General features: G+C 58.5%; 19 protein-coding genes and 1 tRNA gene. 11 read left to right on the top strand and 9 right to left on the bottom strand.

Going from position 1 to position 19,305, the window contains the following annotated elements; translation table 11 throughout:
* Nucleotides 1-313: 313 nt before the first annotated feature.
* Nucleotides 314-1,576 (bottom strand): DUF7507 domain-containing protein, encoded by a 1,263-nt coding sequence (locus FHU41_RS13615; RefSeq protein ID WP_179390158.1) that lies wholly within the window; start codon nt 1,574-1,576, stop codon nt 314-316.
* A 336-nt stretch (nt 1,577-1,912) separates the two neighbouring features.
* On the bottom strand, nt 1,913-3,874 hold the full coding sequence (locus tag FHU41_RS13610) for a DUF7507 domain-containing protein (RefSeq protein WP_179390157.1): 1,962 nt from the start codon (nt 3,872-3,874) through the stop codon (nt 1,913-1,915).
* 214 nt (nt 3,875-4,088) lie between these two features.
* Between FHU41_RS13610 and FHU41_RS13605 the strand changes: the two genes are divergently transcribed.
* From FHU41_RS13605 to FHU41_RS13575, 7 genes are all read left to right on the top strand, one after another.
* Nucleotides 4,089-5,609 (top strand): sigma-70 family RNA polymerase sigma factor, encoded by a 1,521-nt coding sequence (locus tag FHU41_RS13605; protein ID WP_179390156.1) that lies wholly within the window; start codon nt 4,089-4,091, stop codon nt 5,607-5,609.
* 166 nt (nt 5,610-5,775) lie between these two features.
* Nucleotides 5,776-6,030, top strand: coding sequence for a hypothetical protein (locus FHU41_RS13600; protein ID WP_179390155.1), 255 nt, complete (start codon nt 5,776-5,778; stop codon nt 6,028-6,030).
* 51 nt (nt 6,031-6,081) lie between these two features.
* The gene (locus FHU41_RS13595; RefSeq protein WP_179390154.1) at nt 6,082-6,801 is read left to right on the top strand and encodes a hypothetical protein; all 720 of its coding nucleotides are present in this window, start codon (nt 6,082-6,084) and stop codon (nt 6,799-6,801) included.
* Nucleotides 6,785-8,359 (top strand): alpha/beta hydrolase, encoded by a 1,575-nt coding sequence (locus FHU41_RS13590; RefSeq protein WP_179390153.1) that lies wholly within the window; start codon nt 6,785-6,787, stop codon nt 8,357-8,359. Before FHU41_RS13595 ends, FHU41_RS13590 begins: the two co-directional genes overlap by 17 nt.
* 131 nt (nt 8,360-8,490) lie before the next feature.
* Nucleotides 8,491-8,967, top strand: coding sequence for a hypothetical protein (locus FHU41_RS13585; RefSeq protein ID WP_179390152.1), 477 nt, complete (start codon nt 8,491-8,493; stop codon nt 8,965-8,967).
* Nucleotides 8,968-9,098: 131 nt separating this feature from the next.
* Nucleotides 9,099-9,575, top strand: coding sequence for a hypothetical protein (locus FHU41_RS13580; RefSeq protein WP_179390151.1), 477 nt, complete (start codon nt 9,099-9,101; stop codon nt 9,573-9,575).
* A 131-nt stretch (nt 9,576-9,706) separates the two neighbouring features.
* On the top strand, nt 9,707-10,153 hold the full coding sequence (locus FHU41_RS13575; RefSeq protein ID WP_179390150.1) for a hypothetical protein: 447 nt from the start codon (nt 9,707-9,709) through the stop codon (nt 10,151-10,153).
* 507 nt (nt 10,154-10,660) lie between these two features.
* Here FHU41_RS13575 and FHU41_RS13570 read toward each other — a convergent pair.
* Nucleotides 10,661-10,734, bottom strand: a tRNA-Leu gene (locus FHU41_RS13570).
* A gap of 65 nt (nt 10,735-10,799) precedes the next feature.
* On the opposite strand from FHU41_RS13570, the gene FHU41_RS13565 reads away from it, so the two are divergent.
* Nucleotides 10,800-11,288 carry a HEAT repeat domain-containing protein gene (locus FHU41_RS13565; protein ID WP_179390149.1) on the top strand — a complete coding sequence of 163 codons (489 nt, stop codon included), beginning with the start codon at nt 10,800-10,802 and terminating at the stop codon, nt 11,286-11,288.
* Between the two features lie 105 nt (nt 11,289-11,393).
* On the opposite strand, the gene FHU41_RS13560 is transcribed toward FHU41_RS13565, so the two are convergent.
* Genes FHU41_RS13560 through FHU41_RS15440 form a run of 5 tightly spaced genes read right to left on the bottom strand, consistent with a single transcriptional unit; the run spans nt 11,394 to nt 16,259 of the window.
* Complete coding sequence (locus tag FHU41_RS13560; protein ID WP_179390148.1) at nt 11,394-12,833, bottom strand: NAD(P)/FAD-dependent oxidoreductase; 1,440 nt, start codon at nt 12,831-12,833, stop codon at nt 11,394-11,396.
* Between the two features lie 31 nt (nt 12,834-12,864).
* A complete protein-coding gene (locus FHU41_RS13555; RefSeq protein ID WP_179390147.1) occupies nt 12,865-14,178 on the bottom strand; it encodes a S8 family peptidase in 1,314 nt (437 codons plus the stop codon).
* Nucleotides 14,179-14,232: 54 nt separating this feature from the next.
* Nucleotides 14,233-15,168: a Ppx/GppA phosphatase family protein gene (locus FHU41_RS13550; protein ID WP_179390146.1), complete on the bottom strand. Its 936-nt coding sequence runs from the start codon at nt 15,166-15,168 to the stop codon at nt 14,233-14,235.
* Nucleotides 15,165-15,809, bottom strand: coding sequence for a DUF501 domain-containing protein (locus tag FHU41_RS13545; RefSeq protein WP_179390145.1), 645 nt, complete (start codon nt 15,807-15,809; stop codon nt 15,165-15,167). The genes FHU41_RS13550 and FHU41_RS13545 overlap by 4 nt, the downstream gene beginning before the upstream one ends.
* A gap of 21 nt (nt 15,810-15,830) precedes the next feature.
* Entirely contained in the window at nt 15,831-16,259 is a 429-nt protein-coding gene (locus FHU41_RS15440; protein ID WP_343046335.1) for an FtsB family cell division protein, read from the bottom strand.
* 46 nt (nt 16,260-16,305) lie between these two features.
* Here FHU41_RS15440 and FHU41_RS15435 point away from each other — a divergent pair, with 46 nt between their 5' ends.
* Nucleotides 16,306-16,479, top strand: coding sequence for a hypothetical protein (locus tag FHU41_RS15435; protein ID WP_218847227.1), 174 nt, complete (start codon nt 16,306-16,308; stop codon nt 16,477-16,479).
* 137 nt (nt 16,480-16,616) lie between these two features.
* On the opposite strand, the gene eno is transcribed toward FHU41_RS15435, so the two are convergent.
* Nucleotides 16,617-17,900 (bottom strand): phosphopyruvate hydratase, encoded by a 1,284-nt coding sequence (gene eno, locus FHU41_RS13535; RefSeq protein ID WP_179390144.1) that lies wholly within the window; start codon nt 17,898-17,900, stop codon nt 16,617-16,619.
* Between the two features lie 268 nt (nt 17,901-18,168).
* Between eno and FHU41_RS13530 the strand changes: the two genes are divergently transcribed.
* Together FHU41_RS13530 and FHU41_RS13525 are read left to right on the top strand one after the other, a co-directional pair.
* The gene (locus FHU41_RS13530; RefSeq protein WP_179390143.1) at nt 18,169-18,801 is read left to right on the top strand and encodes a PadR family transcriptional regulator; all 633 of its coding nucleotides are present in this window, start codon (nt 18,169-18,171) and stop codon (nt 18,799-18,801) included.
* A 112-nt stretch (nt 18,802-18,913) separates the two neighbouring features.
* Entirely contained in the window at nt 18,914-19,234 is a 321-nt protein-coding gene (locus tag FHU41_RS13525; RefSeq protein WP_179390142.1) for a MazG nucleotide pyrophosphohydrolase domain-containing protein, read from the top strand.
* Nucleotides 19,235-19,305: the final 71 nt, after the last annotated feature.

The following is a 19,305-nucleotide window of genomic DNA, read 5'->3' as shown; positions in this document are numbered from 1 at the left end:
CAGTCACCAAACCGCCACCACCAATGTTCGGACCAGAACCATACATCGGGGCTAACCCCTCGTCCTGGGCAACGCCGCGGTGGTGCCAATCAACCCAGCTGGCAAACTCTTAACTTCACTGCTCATATTTACAACTCCAGATCTAATCTCTCGTCCTGTCCCGTCGAAGGATCGAGATCAAGCACCTCAACTAGGGGTGCCTGTCTATCGGTGATTCTTTGGGGCGATCATCATTCCGCCCGGACGGCGAACTGCTTTTCGTTGCTAGCAGTAGCAATCCGCCGTCCGGATTCGGAATCGGTGGGTCTGAGCTCTAAATCTCAGCAGCCTGCCGACGACGGCGCACTAAGAGAATTACCGCTCCGACCATCAACCCAACGGTCAGAACACCGCCGCCAACCAAGGGGTCAACAAGCGGTGAGCCGAGGGTGGTGTAAGGCACTACCGCTGTTGAGGGTGCAGAGACCACCCCGGAGCCGGTTGGTGGGGTACCCGAGGCTACCGCCGTATTCGTAACGCTCCCCGCGTCGATATCCGCCTGGGTCACGCTATAGGTAGCCGTACAGGTCACCGAAGCACCCGCAGCCAAAGAAGCAGCGCCCGCGGGACAGCTGATGGCTGGAGCCGAACCAGTGCCAGAGAACGCGGTCTCCGCCACCGTCACGGGGGCAAGAGTCACATCCCCGGTGTTGGTCACCAGGAACGAGTAGTGCAGTACCTGGCCCGCACTCGTCAACGCCGTTTCAGCTACAGACTTCACCAATGAGATCGCCGGGTTGCTCGGCGGAACAGCATCAGGAATCGTGAAGGTGACCGGGAAAACATCCCAGCCATGCATCTGAGCAGCAGTTCCCGAATGCAGTGCTGTAAAGGAACCGATATTGAACGTCAGTGAAGTGACCAAGCCGGTGAACGTCACGGTGCCACAGCCCGGAGGCGCACTCACCGTTGAACAACTCAAGTCGTAGGTATCAGTGACAGTGCGAATTGTATTTCCGCCAACGATCTGGAGATTAGTCCCCGATGCAACGGCCATGGTGACACCTGGGGTAACCAAGGTCAGGTTCGTCGCCGTATCATTCTTCGTCGCAGTACACACGCTATTAACACAACTAGAAGACTCGGTATAGGAGCCTAGCTCATCAATATGCATACTCGGATTAAGCACTGGCTCCGAAAAAGTAAAGGTAATCGTGCCTAAGCCAGAACACTGACCGTAATCCGGACATAAGGTATTACTGCCGGGAACACTCACCATAAACGCTGGGCTCTGATCCGGAACAGTTGGGGTCCAATCACTGGCTGTGTACCCATAACCATCCGTGGTACCAAAACCATCAGCCGAGGCTGGAGCAGAAATACCATCGGGTCCACTCGTCGTGGCGGTTACCGTCACTCCGGAAGGATAAGTCAGAGCGCCGCCAGCGCCCGAGGAAGGTACCTGAGCTGCATTAGCTGGCGAAACCGCAACAAGCGCCCCCACCACAAATACAGCTAGAGCGGCGAGCACGAGCCCCGCCTTACGGAACAAACCCTTAGGCCGAACCGCCTTACGCCGATACAAAAAATAGCTCATACGCCATCCCCTTTCCTGAGGAATCCACCCGGCAAAGTCATCGATCGGTGCATGTCTCCGGTCCCAGCTCGTTTCCAAAAAATTCGATTTAATCGAAATTCTCTGCGGCTTTTCCGAACACGCATCACTCTTCTAATCCCAGCGCGAGAATTAATTCGGAGCCGGAATCCGGTATACGGATGCCGACCTTACGTTTCGAGGTGTCGACATAAGACAATTAGTGCCGCGAAAGTTTCGCATTTTTCGGCTAAGAATGGTTCAGCTACTTTTTAGTGATCAAAACTGACGTTTCAAGGCACCAAAGAAGGAATTGTTATCACAGCCTGCGGCGGCTGCTTAGGACCTTTTCCGACGCCGGGAGGCGAGTAGAGCCGCGCCACCGAGCAAGCCAGCAATAAGGCCCAGCGGTAGCAGCGTCGTGTTGCCTCCGGTGAAGGCCAGCGCGGAATCCAGCCCCCGCTCGAGTGGCGTGGTGACAGAGGCACTTCGGCTGAGCAGCGCTCGCGGTGGGGTGAGCGCCGTCGTGGTGGCTATATTTGTGACCTGACCGGCATCAATATCGGCTTGGGTGATTGTGTAACTCGCGACGGCGGTCACCGACTGGCCTGGCGATAGCCTGCCCGGTGCTCCGGGCCAGGTATAGCTCAGTTGGGACAAACCATCCAGACCATCGGTGATTTTTACACTCGTTAAACTGAGGTTCCCGGTATTCGTCGCGGTGAAGTGATAGGTGATCTTTTCGCCCACCTGTGCGGGCGAGGTGATCCCACTCGCATCCGCTGTCTTCGTCGACCGCAGGCCAGGCACTTGTCCCAACGGAGTATCAGTAGACGCCGGGGGTGGTGTGAGCACTGGGCCCGAGGACGGCGTTCCGGTAGTGGTTGCCGCGTTGGTGACGTGACCGGCGTCGATATCGCCTTGGCTGAGGTGATAGCTCGCGGTCGCTGTAACGGTTTGCCCTGGTGCCAAGACACCCGGCATACCGGGCCAGCTATAGGTCAGAGCGGAAAGGCCAGCAAGTCCATCCGTAATAGACACCTTCGTCAAGGTGACGTTACCGGTATTACTTGCAATCAAGCTATAGGTGATGAGCTGCCCCGGCTGAGCCGGCGAAGTCACCGCGGATGCCTCAGCAGCCTTGGTGATCGTCATCGCCGGAGTCTGGGTGGCCAGGAGTTGTGCGCTCGACGGAGTCGAGAACACAGCAGGACCAACTTGTGGAGTACCCGAGGCCACCGCCGTATTGCTGACTTTCCCCGCCTCAATATCCGCCTGAGTCACCGTATAGCTAGCCGTACAGGTTACCGAAGCACCCGGAGCTAATGACGTCGCCTCTGGCGGACACGAAACAACCGGTTCCATCCCCGTCCCCGAAAATGCCGTCTCGCTGACCGAGACCGGAGCCAAGGCAACATCCCCCGTATTGGTGACCACAAAGGAGTAGTGCAGTACCTGGCCTGCACTGGTCAATGCCACTTCAGCTACGGACTTCACCAATGAAACCGCCGGGTTACTGGGTGGAGGAGCATCAGGAATCGTGAAGGCTACTGGGAAGGCATCCGAGCCGTGCATTTGGGCGGGAGTTCCCGCATTCAGCGAGGTGAAGGAGCCCACATTGAACGTTAAAGACGTGACCAACCCAGTAAAAGCGACAGTGCCACAGCCCGGAGGCCCAATCACCGTCGAGCAACTCAAGTTATAGGTATCGGTGAGGGTTCGGATCGTATTGCCACCGACGATCTGGATATTCGTCCCCGAAGCCACCGCCATGGTGATACCCGGGGTGACCAAAGTTAGGTTCGCCGCCGTGTTGTTGCTTGTCGACGTGCACACATTATTGACACAGCTGGAAGCGGATTGGAGCGACCCTAGCTCGTCAATATGCATACTCGGATTGAGCACCGGCTGAGAAAAAGTAAAGGTCATCGTGCCCAGCCCAGAACACTCACCATAATCTGGACACAGCGTATTGCTGCCCGGAACACTCGCCGTAAACCCAGGACTCTGATCCGGCACTGTCGGACTCCAGGCACCGGCAGAGTAACCGAAACCGTTAGTACTGCCGAAACCGTTGTTTGAAGCCGGGGCAGTGATGCCGTCAGGCCCGCTCGTCGTCGAGGTCACCGTTACTCCGGAGGGATATGTCAGCGTATTTCCAGCCCCGGACGAGGGCACCTGGGCTGCACTGGCCGGCGAAACCGCGACAAGAGTCGTCATCACCAAAACAGCCAAGGCCACCAGTAAACGCAACAAGCCGGTAGACCGAGTTGCCCTACGCCGGTTCAAAAAGGAACTCATACACCGCCCATTTCCTATCCACATCCCCACTCTCGTCCAGCTCCCCCTGAAGTGTTGGGCCGCAGGGGCCGCCTATCAGTTGGTAGTACCACCAAGGGGCCAATAGTGTTACGGAAATCTGAACTTCCAATTCGACAAATCACCACCGCCCTATGATTTGAATCACATCTGAAAATCTCGCAACACTATCTAGCTATGCTTCGAACAACTAACTATGGACGGAAGTGAAGTGGGGATCCAGGCTCGATTGGTCAGCCCCGTGTCCGAAGATGAGCCCTCTAAGATCAGTGATGCCCAGCTTATTGCCAACTCCCGAGCGGGCGACGAAACCGCCTTTGAGATCCTCTACCTGCGGCACTACCCCGTCGCGCTTAGCGTGGCCCGTCAAAATGTCGATCGGATAGCAGACGCCGAGGACGTTGCCTCCGAGGCTTTTGCCGATGTGATGAGCCGTCTAAAGGCCGGGGTGGGCCCGGAAATGTTCTTCCGTTCCTACCTACTTACTGCAGTGACGAGAATCGCTTATAAAACTAACTCCAAAGCCATGCGGATCCGCCCCACCGATAATGAGCAGACCCTCGATGACCCAAAGGAAGCCGCCGACCCGGTCTTGGCAGCCTTCGAATCGCAAGCCATTGCGCGAGCTTTCAAGCAGCTACCAGAACGCTGGCAAGCCGTCCTTTGGTATATCGACGTTGAAGGCTTACAAAGATCAGAGGTAGCTGCAACCCTGGGGATCACTCCGAATGCTGTTTCAAACCTGATAATGCGTGCCCGCAAGGCCTTGCGAACCAGCTATTTGCAGAGCCATCTGACAAGTGATGAGACGAAGGCGCATCATCCCATCGAACAAGACTTGGGCTCTTACGTTGACAGGACTCTGCGCCGAGCGCGGCGAGACGAAATTGACCAGCATCTCGCTCACTGCGCGAAATGCAGCGCGCTCGTTGTGGAGCTCAACGATATTCGATCCACCATGCGCAGCGCACTCGTTCCCCTGGTCACTGGATTAGGGGTCACCCAATACGCCAGCTTGGCCAACTCGCCAATGGTGCTGACCCCAACAACGCGGGCACTCTCAACCGGTAAATATCTGGCCAAAACTTGGACATCCTTGGTAATGACCGGAATGCTCGTTTTCCTTGCTGCAGATGGAATCCAGATCTTTCAGCAGCCGGAGCCTGCCGCTAGCCCAACGGTTACCTTATCGCCGTCGACCATACCTGCACCTTTGACGACACCGGCGCGAACCCCCACCCCGCGACCAGCCTCTTCCGATTCCCCGAGCATACTTGCGCCTATCCCCACACCCACCCCCGCGCCTCCGACCACTTCCACACCCCCTTCACTCCCGGTTGTTCCGCAAATCCCGACGCCTACCCCAACTCTTGCTGCGCCGTCGAAAGTCATCGCTCAGATCACATCCGGAGCTGCCGCGAACGGTTCCTCTGTCGCTACGGTTAGCTTCAAATCCGCAGGCTCTTACCCCATCACTGTGGCAACGGTTACCCTCGCTCTGAGCGGCGGTAGGACATTTCAGACGCAGCAGCCGCAGCAAGCTAGTGGTTGGTCCTGTGCACTGGAGTCAGCCTCCTTGATGCGTTGCCAAAGCCAGGCAGCTGACTCATCAGTAGCTTCGCTTATGACATTTATCGGCGCCGGACCGGCCAGTACCCTGACGGCGAGCATCTCCGGAAAGAACCTCCAAGACGAGACGATCAGCGAAGCTATCTAAGCCCAATGGCCTTCCTAGCGGTAGGAGTGCCAGGTAGCTAACGGGGGCCTGGCCGGAAATTTTCTGGGATCCGTTGTGTGCTACATCAGTTTAAGCTAACATTATTATTAAATCGATTTTTATAATAATGAGGGGTGGTGTTTTGGTGGTTGGTTTGAGGGTTGACGTGCAGGCTTTCACTGCTGCTGCTAAGGCTCTTGTTGCTGCTGGTTCGAAGGTTCAGGACACGAAACCTTTGAGGGATGGCGATCTCGGTACTTCCAACCTGGAACACCAGATCGTTGTCCTTGCCCCGTCATGGTCCAAGGGTACGGCCGCGTTTATTGCCGCGTTGACCTCTGCCGGGAAGCAAGTCGCCCATGCCGGGACCGAGTTCATCCAGGTCGATAAAGCTTTGGCCGGGAAGTTCGGAAACCAATGATGGACAAACACCGTCGGAATCGGTCGGGACGAGAAATGGGTGGTATCCGCCATGGTTAGGCCTGGTGATTGGGAATTATTGGGTGGTTCTGATCCTTGTCCTGGCAGTATCGATGATGTCCAGGCTGCTGCGAGGACGTGGCAGGATAACTACAACATTCTCAACGAGGTCCGTTCCGGACTGGCCTCTTCCGGGATCACCGGTAACGGTCAAGCAGTCACCGCTGTCCGAACCCTCCTAAACCGAAACGCAGCCCTAGCCGGTGCCATCGCCGACCGGGCACAAAGCAACGCTGACGTGTTCTTCACCTGGGGTGGTCAACTCACCCAGTTTCAAGCCGACGCCGACCGACTCCTCACCCAAGCCATCCAGGCCGATGAAGATCGCCAACAAGCCCTCGCACTCATGGCAGCCTCCGGTGGCGGAATACCCACCCCCACCCTCCAATCACCCTTTACCCAGAACACCCAGAACGCACCGGCTTCCCCGTTCCCAGCTTCTACTGATGCGGGGTTGGCGGGGTTGCTTGAAGACCAAGCCCGGGAAGCGGATAGGCAGCGTGGCCAAGCCCTGTTGAATCAAGCCCAACAACACCTCGATGACCTGTCCCGCCAAGCAGACGAACTCCACCAAGCCCACCAAGACGCCGGAAATACATGCGCGAAAAACCTGCAACCCCTCGACCTCGCCGCAGTCACCCACGACTCAGGGATCGATCCAAGCCTCCCCGGTCGGCGCAGGCGCCCTCACCGCGTTGCTGAATCCGGGTAAAGACCCGGACCTGAAAAAACTTGACACCCTACACAGCAAAATCAACACCGGTAACAACTCGGCCCGGAACGACTACCTGGAACAGTTAGCCAAACTCACCCCAGAACAACTCGTCCTCTACAAGTTGTGGAAACCAGAACAAACCCGCAACCCACTCCCCGCCCTCCCCGGCGAAGACGTACCCAGTGCAAAGAAATGGTGGCAAAACCTCAACAAAACAATTCAACTCGCCCTCATGGGAGCCGTCCCCGGCATCATCGGCAACCTCAACGGCATCCCCTACACCACCCGTAGCAAAGCCAACGACGCCCTCATGAAAGAACTCAAAGACGACCCCACCACCAACAAAAACACCCTCACAGCACTGAACGTCATCGAGGACAAACTTGTCCTTGACAACGGTAAGAGAAACCCGGATCGGTCGATCATTTCCTTCGACCCGAACAACGGCAAACCCCTCGCCGCCCTGGCCATCGGGAACCTGGACACAGCCGGGAACGTGACCTGGAACGTCCCCGGCATGAACACCACCGTCTCCGACGGCATGGAATCCTGGGCCGACTCCGCCCAAGACCTCTACAAGAACCAGACCGAGGAGTTCAAACGGCTTCACAAGGACGGGAAGAATGCCGTGGTGGCGTGGATTGGGTACGACACTCCACCGGCACCACCGGCCAGCTGGGGTGTTCTCTTCACAGATGCGGCCGTCAAGGGAGCCGATAAACTTCAGGTCGCCCTCGATGGTTTCCAAGACACCCGCGGACCCGGTAACGGATACACGATCAACGTGGCCGCTCACTCCTACGGCACCACCACCAGCTCCATAGCCCTGACCCACACAAAGTATCCGGTAGACACCGTGGCATTCTTCGGCTCCGCCGGAATCGACCCCGACCGAGTCCCCAACGCCGCAGCCATGCACGTCAACCACGGCACAGACGGCCAACCCGCAGTCTACGAAACCCATGCCAGTGATGACATGATTGCACCGTCAGGGATCGTGGGTTCTAACCTGGGCAAAGCAGTTCCGATCATCGGTGCCTATATCCCCGACCCGTTCGGCCTGGACCCCCGCGAAGATCCCACCGATCCTTGGTTCGGTGGACATAACTTCTCTTCCGAGGGCGGCTACGACACTGCAGGAAATGTTTATGACCGGGTGACCGGCCACGACGCTAACGGCAGTCAACCAGTGAGAACCCTACTCTTCGCCTCAGAAGACCACGGATACTTGAACCAGAAGACCGAATCAGGCCACAATATCGCGCTCGTTACTACCGGGCAGGGTGAGAAGATTCAGACACTCTCCCCGTTGAAGTACAACCCAGACGGCTCCCTGGATGACTCAAAATTCTACGGATCCAATAGGCCACACCAAGGTTGGCAACCCTCTGACTGGGATATCAACGCAGCACATAGGACAGACCCGAACCATCCACTATTCCCGCAGCCGAACCCATCGATAGAGATACCTCAATCAAAACCGCCGGTCGTGCTGCCGCAAAGTAAACTACCACCGATGTTTCCTCAGTCACCTCTTCCTCCTTCGGAGCACTAATGCACCCAGTAGACCGTCGCCAAAAACCTGCCCGCGGCCAGAACACCCTCACCCTTTTAGCGGCATGCGGTGTGTCAGTAATCTTGTTGGCTGGGTGCGCGTTATTCGTTCAAAACCCGACTGGAGACCCCGTGGAAAGCAATGGAGGCACCGACCCGGCTCGCCCCTTCAACGGCACCCGCCCCACCAAAGTCGTCAAACAAGCTACTTACGACACTATCGAGGACATCGTGAAACACTCCGGAGCAAAATTCCCCACCTGGAACCGCGCAGACCCACCAGGTCTTACCTTTAATTCCTGCGAGGCTGGCAGCCAAAAGGGCACCAGCTATTACCTGTGGCTGGAGGGCAGTGCGATTACTGACCCCAAAGCTTCCACAAAGTCGATGGAAGCGCACTGGGAATCCCAGGGTTATAAGATCGGCAACATTTTCGATGAAACTGACAAGCCTTCTCCCGGCATCGATATGTACGCCACTACAGCAGAAGGTGCTGAGGTCAGCTTTTCCCCTGGCACTAATGGTTCATCTATCACTATCAAGAGCGAATGCACCCTCGACCCCACAGCCGACGATCGCCCCTCTCCGAGCACTAATCCAACGCCCTAGATTGGGAAAAGATGTTCGTCGCAGAATCAAAAGAAAAGCTCAGAAATATCTCGTTATTAGCGATCTTTAGCGTGTCAGTGGTGGTGTTGAGTGGATGTGCGTTATTCGTTCAAAACCCGAATGGAGTCCCTGTGGAAAGCAATGGAAGCACCGACTCGGCTCGCCCCTTCAACGGCACTCGCCCTGCAAAAGTGGTTGAGAAGGATTTCTACGACACTGTCGAGGACATCGTGAAGCACTCCGGAGCGAAATTCCCCACCTGGAACCGCGCAGACCCGAAAAGCATTAGCGTCGACTACTGCGTCGTAGGCGATCACAAAGGCACCAAATATTCAGTGACCTTGGAGGGCGGCCCGGTTTCTGACTCGGACAAGGCTATCGAGACGATGAGAGCGCATTGGGAATCCTTGGATTACACCATTGGCAACTACTTCCCAGACATGGGGGCCAACACAACAGGGCGGCAACTGAACGCCACCAGCCCCGTCGGAGCCGAAGTCCAATTCACCCCTGCTGAGGATGGCAGCTATATCAATGTCAAGAGCGAATGCACCCTCGACCCCACAGCCGACGATCGCCCCTCTCCGAGCACTAATCCAACGCCCTAGATTGGGAAAAGATGTTCGTCGCAGAATCAAAAGAAAAGCTCAGAAATATCTCATTACTAGCGATCTTTAGCGTGTCAGTGGTGGTGTTGGCTGGATGTGCGTTATTCGTTCAAAACCCGAATGGAGTCCCCGTGGAAAGCAACGGAAGCACCGACCCGACTCGCCCCTTCAACGGCACTCGCCCTGCAAAAGTGGTTGAGAAGGATTTCTACGACACTGTCGAGGACATCGTGAAGCACTCCGGAGCGAAATTCCCCACCTGGAACCGCGCAGACCCGAAAAGCATTAGCGTCGACTCCTGCGTCGTAGGCAATCATAAGGGCACCAAATATTCAGTCACCTTGGACGGCAGTCCAGTCTCTGACTCGGATGAAGCCATCACCACCATGAAAGCGCATTGGGAATCCTTGGATTACACCATCGGCTTATATTTCCAAGATATGGGAGGGAACACCACCGGACGGGAGCTCAACGCCACCGGCCCCGTCGGAGCCGAAGTCCAATTCACCCCGGCGAAACACGCAGCTACATCAGCGTCAAGAGCGAATGCACCCTTGACCCTTCGGCAGGGGATATAGACTTCCCGACCAGCACCTCGAGTTCTTGAGAGCTGCCAAGACCAGTTTTATTCTGTGTAGTTCCCGATTATCGATGTGATGGGCGTCTTGTCAGAAGGCGAATTTGAAGGTTTCGTATGGTGAGTTGGATGCTGCCGGTACCCAGTTGGACAACGGCCAGGCTGATCTAGAGGGCACGCTTCTGAATTTCAGCGTCAGTTCCAGTCCCTAGTCGCTTCCCGGTATGTGACGGATTCCTCATCGATAGCGTTCGAGACCGCGTATGCCTGGTACACAGCAGACCGTGAGTGGTTTGGATCGTTTAGCAGCGTAATGCGGCTCAGACCTTAGGTCTACGGATCAGCAGTTCGCTTCTAACGTGGCGCGAATCTCCTCGGACGATCGAGCAATTAACCCGGCGGAGCGACGTGCACACCACAAATTTTCATAACCGATAAAATGATCCTGAAAAGAAGAAAGGCCCTGACCGGAAGCTTCGAAACGCTTCTGGCCAGGGCCTTTACCTTGTACCCCAGGTGGGACTCGAACCCACACTGAACAGATTTTAAGTCTGGTGCCTCTGCCGATTGGGCTACTGGGGCGCAGCGTCCAGTGTACAAGGCCAAACACCGACTCGGCCAACGGAACCTGCTTCTAAACTTGAAAGATGACTCATCCGGGAACGCTCATCGAACAAGGCGTGAAGGAATATGGCTACGAGTTGATGATCCAGGCCACCCTCGAACTACTTTGCGGTGAAGTTCCGGCAATCCCCTTACAGGCTTTCGGTGGCACCTCCGGATGGCAACCCTATTGGCTTCCCACCTGGGGTGCCCGAGCCTGCCTCTACCTTTGGCACGAAGACTGCACGGAACCGATTCTTGCGGGCCTGGGTTCCGAATTTTGGCGAGCCCGCGAAATGTGCGCAAAAGTCTGTCGCTATCGGGAAGTTGGCCTGAGCGAGCTATCACCCCTGCTAAACGACCCAATCCCACGGGTTCGGGCTGCGGCGGCTCGAGCCATCGGAAGCTTGGGCGAGGTGGAGCATGCCCAAGGATTGAAGAAGTTACGCACGGATCCAGAGGCTTCGGTCCGCACCGCCGCGAACAGCGCGCTCAAGCAACTCGCGGAGAGGCTAGACCGGCCAATGGACTAAGAGCGCGAGCCGAGTCGGCAAAACCGAAACCGAACAGGAACGCACAGGAGACGAAAAAGGGCGTCCACCGCATTCGAACTGCGAGGACGCCCTTTGACGGCAAAACTACTTAGCTTCGGCTGGTTCCTTAGCCGGTTCGGCAGCCGCATCTGCTGCCGCCGGAGCGGCGGCAGCGGCAGGCTTGGGGGCCGGAGCGGCCGCGGCCCGGAAAGATGCCCTGGGCTGGTCCAGATCCATCAGCGGAGCGATATCGCGCCCCATCAAGAAGCTCAAGATCCAGCCAAAGATCACCCGGACCTTGCGCTCCGCCGTCGGCATTGCCAAACCGTGGTAACCGCGGTGCATCAGCCAAGCCAGCGGTCCACGGAAGCCGAGCTTGCCAACCTTGGCCACGCCCTTCCACAGACCCAGCCCCGCTACCGCACCAATGGTCTTGTGGTTATAGTCCTTCAGCGGCTTATCCCAGCGGGAAGCCCAAAGGTTCTTGGAGAGCCGCTTGGCCTGCCGGATCGCATGCTGTGCGTTCGGCACGCAGAAACCGCCCACGCCGCCACCGCTCAAATCGGGAACGGCAGCCACATCGCCCGCGGTCCAGGCATTCTCGACAGGTCCGAACTCGCCGGTGATCCGCAGATCGGCACCAGCCTTGATCCGGCCACGCTCATCGATCGGGAAATCGGTATTGCGGGCTGCCGGGTTGGCCTGCACGCCAGCGGTCCAGATCAGGGTATCGGTCTCAAACTCATCAGCTGCGGACTTATCCGGCATATTGATCAGCTTGAGGCGACCGCCCTCGGCATCCGCCAGCGAGGTGTTTAGCAGCACCTCAACATTGCGGGAGCGCAGGTGTTCGACCACCCATTCGGCCTGGCTCTCGGTGACTTCGGGCATAATCCGCCCCATCGCCTCGACCAACACGAAGCGCAGCTCGGAAACCTCGAGTCGCGAATTCTTGGAAGCGAGGTTGCGCGCCAGGTCTTCCAGCTCGGCAATGGTCTCGACGCCAGCAAAGCCGCCACCCACCACAACAAAGGTCAGCGCGCGACGGCGTTTGGCCGGGTCGGTTTCGGTGGAGGCGAGCTCGATCCGCTCAGTCACCTGGTTGCGTAGCGCCACCGCTTCTTCGATGGTCTTCAGACCAATGCCCTGCTCGGCCAGGCCGTTGATCGGGAAGGTGCGGGTAATCGACCCAGCCGCCATGACGACGTCGAAATAGGGGATCTCGAAGGAAGGTCCACCGTCAGCGGGCTCAACTACGGCCTTACGGCTCTCGTGGTTGACCGAGGTGACCTTGCCCTGAATGAACTCGGTCTGCGGCAGGTGCTTACGGAACGACACCACGGCATGACGCGGTTCGATGCTGCCGGCCGCCACTTCGGGCAGGAACGGCTGGTAAGTCATATAGGGCAGCGGATCAACCAGGGTGACGATGCCCCCGGCCTTGGCGATCTTCTTCTGCAGTTTGAAGGCAACGTAGAGGCCGACGTATCCGCCGCCTACCACGAGCACGCGCGGACGGTCTTCGAGCTTGAGGGTGGTAGCCATAACCCAAGTCTAACGCTCTTTGTGAAAAAATTCACGAAGTGTTCTGAGATCGCTCCTCTGTTACGGAACGACGCCGCAAAATCAGCAGATGAGTGGCTCCTCCGAGCAGAATCAAGACCAGCAGTACACCGAATCCGATCACCAAAGTCGCCGGAAGGGCGGAGTCTAATTGCTCCGGTGGCAGGGCTACCGGGGTGGTCGGCTGCGGCAAGCTGGAGCTTGGGTTGGCGGTGCCCTGGCTAGGCTGGCTTGTCGACGACGGCGGCGGGCTGGGCTGATTGCGACGATGGATAGTGATCCACTCCTGCAAACTCGGCAGCGGGCTCACCGTTACCGGGGCAACGTCGGCATTGACCGCTGCATCGGCGTCGAGTATCCCCCAGCCGTAAATGCTATTCGGCACCGGTTTCCCGGCAGGTTTGGCGGACCGAATGATCCGATTGATCACCTGGGCAGCCTTCATATCCGGATACTTCGAGCGGATCAGCGCGGCGACTCCGGCGACTATCGGAGCTGCCCCACTGCTTCCACTCCAATTCGCGTACCCCGTTCCTGGAACCGCGCCAACCAGGCCTTCGGCCGGGGCCGAGACCGCGATCGTAATGCCCTGCGTTGAGGAACCTTGGGATGGTGAGCCATCCTTCTTCAGCCCCGCCACCGCTACCACCCCGGGGATGGTCGCGGGTGCACCAACCTGGGTCATCCCGGACTCGCGATTACCTGCGGCCGCGACGATCACCACATCATGCTGTTCGGCATAGAGGAATGCGCTGTCCCAGCTCACCGGCCAAGCCGGCGAGGTACTGCTGAGCGACATATTGATCACCTTGGCGCCGTGATCTACAGCCCAGCGAACCGCTTCCGGGATCTGCTCGTCGATGCCCTTGCCTGCCGGATTATTACTGCCAAGCCAGGTGGAAACCGTGAGTAATTGGGCTTCTGGTGCCACCCCTACGACGCCGTCGGGCCGGGTGGCGTTACCCTTACCTCCGTGGCCCTTGCCGGCCAGCAGGGATGCCACCAAGGTGCCATGAACCGGCTCTTCGCCGATGCCTTTCTGTCCGTTGGAGCTGCCCGCACCAGAGACGTCGGTGCCGCCAACGACGGCACCCTTGAGGTCCGGGTGGCTGCCATCAACGCCACTGTCGATGATCGCTACCTTGACCCCGGCGCCCTTGCTACTCTTCCAAGCATCGGTAATGCCGTACTCGTCAAGCCAGTATTCGTTGTCTCGCATGCTGTCCGCATGAGCGGGTACCGCAACAAATAGGCTGAGCAAAGCAGCCACCGGCATCCCCCAAGCTAGGGCTGCAGGCCAGCGGGGCCTTCGACCGGTACTGCGCATGTGATGCTCTGCCTTCCGGCTTGGGATTGCGGATTGGGCTCGGAGGTGGGCAGGCTAGCCCATCGAGAGCGCAATTCCGTCAAGAATATCGTGTTCGCTGCTGGTAGCTCCGGATATCCGGCCTCCGGTGAGCTCCGCTAAGTCACTAAGGATGGTTGACCAGAGCAAAGCGCCCGCGCCAATTACATCAACCCGCCCAGGGTGCATATAGGGCAAAGCGGCTCGTTCTGCCCTACTCATCCCGAGTAATGAGACCGAGGCAGTGTGTAGCTGATCCAGGCTCAGGGTGCGTCCATCAATCGCATCGGGCTGGTATTTCGGCAGTGCCAGCGCGTGAGCGGTCACCGTGGTAATTGTGCCAGCCACTCCGATCACCCGATCCACCCGATCCAAGGGAATTTCGGCAGCCACACCCGCAACGATCCGCTGCACCTCGGCCTGGGCCGCGACGATTTCCTCCGGACTCGGAGGATCAGACTTCAAGTAGCGCTCGGTGAACCGGACGCAGCCCATGTCCACGCTTTGCGCCGCCGTCACTCCCCCGGCGGTGCCGATCACAAATTCCGTGCTACCACCGCCCAGGTCTACCACTAAGGTGCTCTGCTCTTTGGTTCCGGGAAGCACGCTGGCGGCTCCGGCGAAGGATAAAGCTGCCTCCTCGGAACCGGGAACCACATCTGGTTCCACCCCGAGTCGCTCCCTGACACCGTCGATGAACAACTGACGGTTGGCTGCGTCCCGGGTGGCGGAGGTCGCGACGAATCGAACTCGATCAACCTGGTGCTGCCGGATTAATTTGGCATAGTCATCAATCGCGGCAAAGGTCCGCTGCAAGGCGTCCGCGGCAAACTCTCCGCTGGCGTCAACGCCTTGTCCAAGTCGAACGACCCTCATCTCACGGTGCAGATCAGTCAGTTGCCCGGCTTCCAACTCGGCGATCAGCAGCCTAATTGAATTGGTCCCGCAATCAATGGCGGCTACTCGGCTCATTCCTGTCCCCGCTCGGTCTCGGCCTGTTCGGTCTCGGCTTGTTGCTCCAGACGTTTGACATGCCTACTCAGATCCTTTGTTGGGACCGGCGCCGTTGCGTCCCATGCCCCGGCGCAGTAACACTTCTCCGCCGTCCACCAGGGCCGGATGAGTTCTAGGGTTTCATCACCTAGCCGATTCACTCCCGGCCCGGCAGCCAGTGCGTGCCCCACCAGTACATGTAGACATTTGACCCGCTGCGGCATACCCCCCGCGGAGATGCCATCGATCTCGGGGACCGGGCCGGTTCCCGCCAGCTGTCCTATTTCGGCTCGGGCACAGAGATAGGCTTCGTGAGCGCGGCGGTGGGCAGCGGCTAGCTCAACATCGCTTTCCAACTTGCTATTCATCTGGTTCATCACGCCGTCGGCCTCAAGTCGCGACACGGCAGCGGTCACCACCGGATGGGTGAGATAGAAGGTGGTGGGAAAGGGGATGCCATTGCTGAGCCTCGGTGCGGTTGCCGCTACCAAGGGGTTCCCGCAAACGCAGCGTGCCGGAATGCTCACCACATCGCGCACCGGACGCCCGAGTTGCAAACTCAGGGTGTCAAGGTCCGCTTTGCTCGGTAAATCTCGGGCGGATGCCTCGACGCTGCTCACGGGGTGCTCCTCAGCTTGTTCTCATTCGGTGGCCGACCTGACGATCGATTGCCAAAGGCCGTCTACCCACGGCAGGGATTCGGGATTGACGCTTGTGCCCGCCTGCTGCGGAGCCGCCGGAGTGCTTCCACCACCGTAGACCCAGTAACCAGTCTCACCGGGCATCATCATATTAACCCGATCCCGGGCTTGCTGCTTGACGTAGGCGGGGTCGTTCCAACGCGAAATCTCCGTTTGGAGATCCTTTTGTTGCTGCTGCTGAGCTGCGATATCCGCTTTCAGGCTGGCGATATCGGCACGCTGATGCAGGTAGTTATTCACCGATGGCGCAAGCAACACGGCCACCGCAATTAGGACAGCAACGAGCGCGATCAAGCGCCCGGAGAACGACCGTGCCGCAACCGGAACCGGCGGCTCAACCTGGGCCTTGGCCCGGCTATCTGAGCCCACCCGGCCTGTTCCAACTCTAGAAGAACCGGCAGTTCGCCCGGTTTTTGTGAACCCGCTTCGACCGGATGGGGAGCTGGTAGGTCTAGCTTTCGGGGCTTTGGTGCTACTCACTTTGCTGCTATTAGCCGTGCTGCCGTTCGACTTAGCGCTGCCTGCCTTAGTCGCTGTGCCCTTAGTCGCGGCTGTCTTGGCAGCGATCCGGGGTTCCGCGCTTGGCTGAGGCGCCTCGACCGAGGGTTCCGCCGAGGCCGGTCGAGGCGCACGGGGCACCTTGGGACGACGTGTGGCCATAGTGGAACCTTCTTCGAAAGCGGGCGGGGCTGGCTAAAGTCCTTTCAGCATAGCCAGCCCCATCGCTCAGTTGGTCGAGAAACGCGGGAAAGCGCTACGACCCGCATAACGAGCCGCATCGTCCAGGTCCTCTTCGATGCGCAGCAATTGATTGTATTTGGCCACCCGCTCGGAGCGAGCCGGGGCGCCGGTCTTGATCTGGCCCGCGTTCGTGGCCACCGCGATATCCGCAATCGTGGTGTCCTCGGTCTCGCCGGAACGATGCGAGGTGATCGTGGTGTAACCGCTACGCTGCGCGAGCGAAACAGCCTCCAGAGTTTCGGTCAGCGAACCGATCTGGTTGACCTTAACCAGGAGCGAGTTCGCCGCATTGGAGTCAATACCGCGCTGCAAACGCTCGGGGTTGGTCACGAAAAGATCGTCACCAACAATCTGCACCTTGTCACCGATCGCGGCGGTCAGCGTCTGCCAGCCTTCCCAGTCCTCTTCGTCGAGCGGATCCTCGATGGAGACCAAGGGGTAATCGCGGACTAGCTCTTCGTAGTAAGCGCTCATCTCGCCGGCAGATTTCGCCTGGCCCTCGAATTGATAGGCACCGTCCTTGAAGAATTCGCTAGAGGCCACGTCGAGGGCCAGGGCGATGTCCTGGCCGGGGGTGTAACCGGCACGCTTGATGGCCTCGGTGATCAAATCCAAAGCGGCCCGGTTGGAGGGCAGGTTCGGGGCGAAGCCACCCTCATCACCTAGGCCGGTCGCCAGACCCTTTTCGTGCAGCACCTTCTTAAGTTCGTGATAAACCTCAACGCCCCAGCGCAGACCCTCGGAGAAGGTGCTGGCACCGAGCGGAACCACCATGAACTCCTGGATATCGACGTCGGAGTCGGCATGGGAGCCACCGTTCAGGATGTTCATCAGCGGCACGGGCAGGACATGTGCGTTGGGCCCACCGAGGTAACGGTAGAGCGGAAGATCCGCCGAATCGGCGGCGGCGTTGGCCACCGCCAGGGAGACGCCAAGAATGGCGTTGGCACCCAGCTTGCCCTTATTGGGGGTACCGTCCAGGTCGATCATGGTCTGATCGATGAGTCGCTGATCGGTAGCGTCGAAGCCCAGCAGGGCCGGGGCGATGACATCAAGGACGGCCGATACGGCGTCCAAAACGCCCTTGCCTAGGTAGCGGGTTTTGTCCCCATCGCGTTTCTCCACGGCTTCGAATGCGCCGGTGGATGCGCCGGAGGGGACGGCCGCGCGGCCGACCGAACCGTCGTCGAGCCCGATCTCAACCTCAACCGTGGGATTGCCGCGGGAGTCCAGAATTTCGCGTGCATGAATGGCGTCAATAATGGCCATGAATTGCTCCTTGAGCGTTCAGATGATGCATGCGTGCTACGCGCACGCACTTCAGGACAACTGTCCCTCTAAGACTAGGGCATTTTCGCTCCCGGCCGCGGATAGGTTACCGACTTCGGGATAGGTCAAAGACCGACCATTGGGCTATCCCCAAGCCGGAGGGCTATCGCAAAGCCACTTGAAGAAGGAGTTGACGAAAGAATAATAGCGATATATCGTTGACGTATCGCGATAGAAATCGTGATATCTATCAGAAGGAAGATTCATAATGAGAACCCAAGAACATCACCACGAAGAGCGCCGCTTTCACCACGATCCCCGTGGCCTCGGCGACGAAGAGCAACGCGAGCCCCGAGGACGCGGTCGAGGACCTCGCCGGGGCGGATTCAATCCCGGCGGCCCGCATCGCGGCCGGGGCTTTGGTCCCGGATTCGGACCCGGTTTTGGTTTTGGCCCAGCAGGCCGCGCCAAGAAAGGCGACGTCCGCAGCGCGATCCTCTCGCTACTGAGCCAGTCCAGCTACAACGGCTACGGGCTCATCAAGGCCATTGCCGTTCATTCCGATGGAGCCTGGCGTCCCAGCCCCGGCTCGGTCTACCCCGCTCTCACCCAATTGCAGTCCGAGGGGTTGATCGTTTCCGTCGGCGAAGGCCGTCGCACCGAATTCGAGCTGACCGAGACCGGTCGTAACCATGTGGCAGAGCATCAGGCCGAGTTGGCAGCGGTTTGGGAAGAGGTCAATGAGGAAGCCGGAGCCGCCCAGGACCTGAGGCTGAGCGTGGGCAAGTTGATGGGCGCCGTACATCAAATCGGGCTAGATGGCTCCGAAGAGCAATTGCGCACCGTAACTGCGGCGCTGGATGAAGCCCGGCGCACGATCTACAAGCTGCTTTCCGACTAGGCTCATGACCGTCCTCGACAGAGCAACTACTCGGATAGCGAGCCGTCTGTGGTCAAACACCCGATGGCTCGCTATCCAACCGCGGAGCCCCTCATTCAAGTAGATTGGGTAAATGTCGAATTTCCCACCTCAAGGTTCCCTGAGGCAGCTCCAGGATTTCGTCGCCGAGGTAGAGATCGAACTCGGCTTTCAGAACACCACGGTGGCTCAGAAGTGCCTCTTGCTGGCCGAAGAGGTCGGCGAACTGATCAAATCGCTCCGCAAAAGCCATTTGGGCATGCGGCTGGGCAGCCCCGGCTACGTCCCCGATCCGGAGGCCGAATTAGCTGATGTGCTCTTTGTTGCCCTTGGCATTGCCAATCGTTTGAACATCGATCTGGAACAAGCTCTGGTGAAGAAAGCGGCTTTGGCTGCAGAACGCAGCTGGAGTTAATCGAACCGCCACTGCCGAAAAACCCTGTTGTCAGAAAGCCTGAGTGCCGGAGAGAACGGTTATCGGAGCGC

Source organism: Psychromicrobium silvestre (assembly GCF_013408295.1).
GTDB classification, from domain to species: Bacteria; Actinomycetota; Actinomycetes; order Actinomycetales; family Micrococcaceae; genus Renibacterium; species Renibacterium silvestre.
Note: the sequence above shows the minus strand (reverse complement) of the source record. Positions and strands in the feature narration are given on the sequence as shown.

Coding starts and splice junctions, on each gene's coding strand:
- FHU41_RS13605 (WP_179390156.1), top strand. CDS start 4,089: ATGGACGGAAGTGAAGTGGGGATCCAGGCTCGATTGGTCAGCCCCGTG.
- FHU41_RS13560 (WP_179390148.1), bottom strand. CDS start 12,833: ATGGCTACCACCCTCAAGCTCGAAGACCGTCCGCGCGTGCTCGTGGTA.
- FHU41_RS13615 (WP_179390158.1), bottom strand. CDS start 1,576: ATGAGCTATTTTTTGTATCGGCGTAAGGCGGTTCGGCCTAAGGGTTTG.
- FHU41_RS13550 (WP_179390146.1), bottom strand. CDS start 15,168: ATGAGCCGAGTAGCCGCCATTGATTGCGGGACCAATTCAATTAGGCTG.
- FHU41_RS13610 (WP_179390157.1), bottom strand. CDS start 3,874: ATGAGTTCCTTTTTGAACCGGCGTAGGGCAACTCGGTCTACCGGCTTG.
- FHU41_RS13595 (WP_179390154.1), top strand. CDS start 6,082: ATGGTTAGGCCTGGTGATTGGGAATTATTGGGTGGTTCTGATCCTTGT.
- FHU41_RS13565 (WP_179390149.1), top strand. CDS start 10,800: ATGACTCATCCGGGAACGCTCATCGAACAAGGCGTGAAGGAATATGGC.
- FHU41_RS13555 (WP_179390147.1), bottom strand. CDS start 14,178: ATGCGCAGTACCGGTCGAAGGCCCCGCTGGCCTGCAGCCCTAGCTTGG.
- FHU41_RS13525 (WP_179390142.1), top strand. CDS start 18,914: ATGTCGAATTTCCCACCTCAAGGTTCCCTGAGGCAGCTCCAGGATTTC.
- FHU41_RS13530 (WP_179390143.1), top strand. CDS start 18,169: ATGAGAACCCAAGAACATCACCACGAAGAGCGCCGCTTTCACCACGAT.
- eno (WP_179390144.1), bottom strand. CDS start 17,900: ATGGCCATTATTGACGCCATTCATGCACGCGAAATTCTGGACTCCCGC.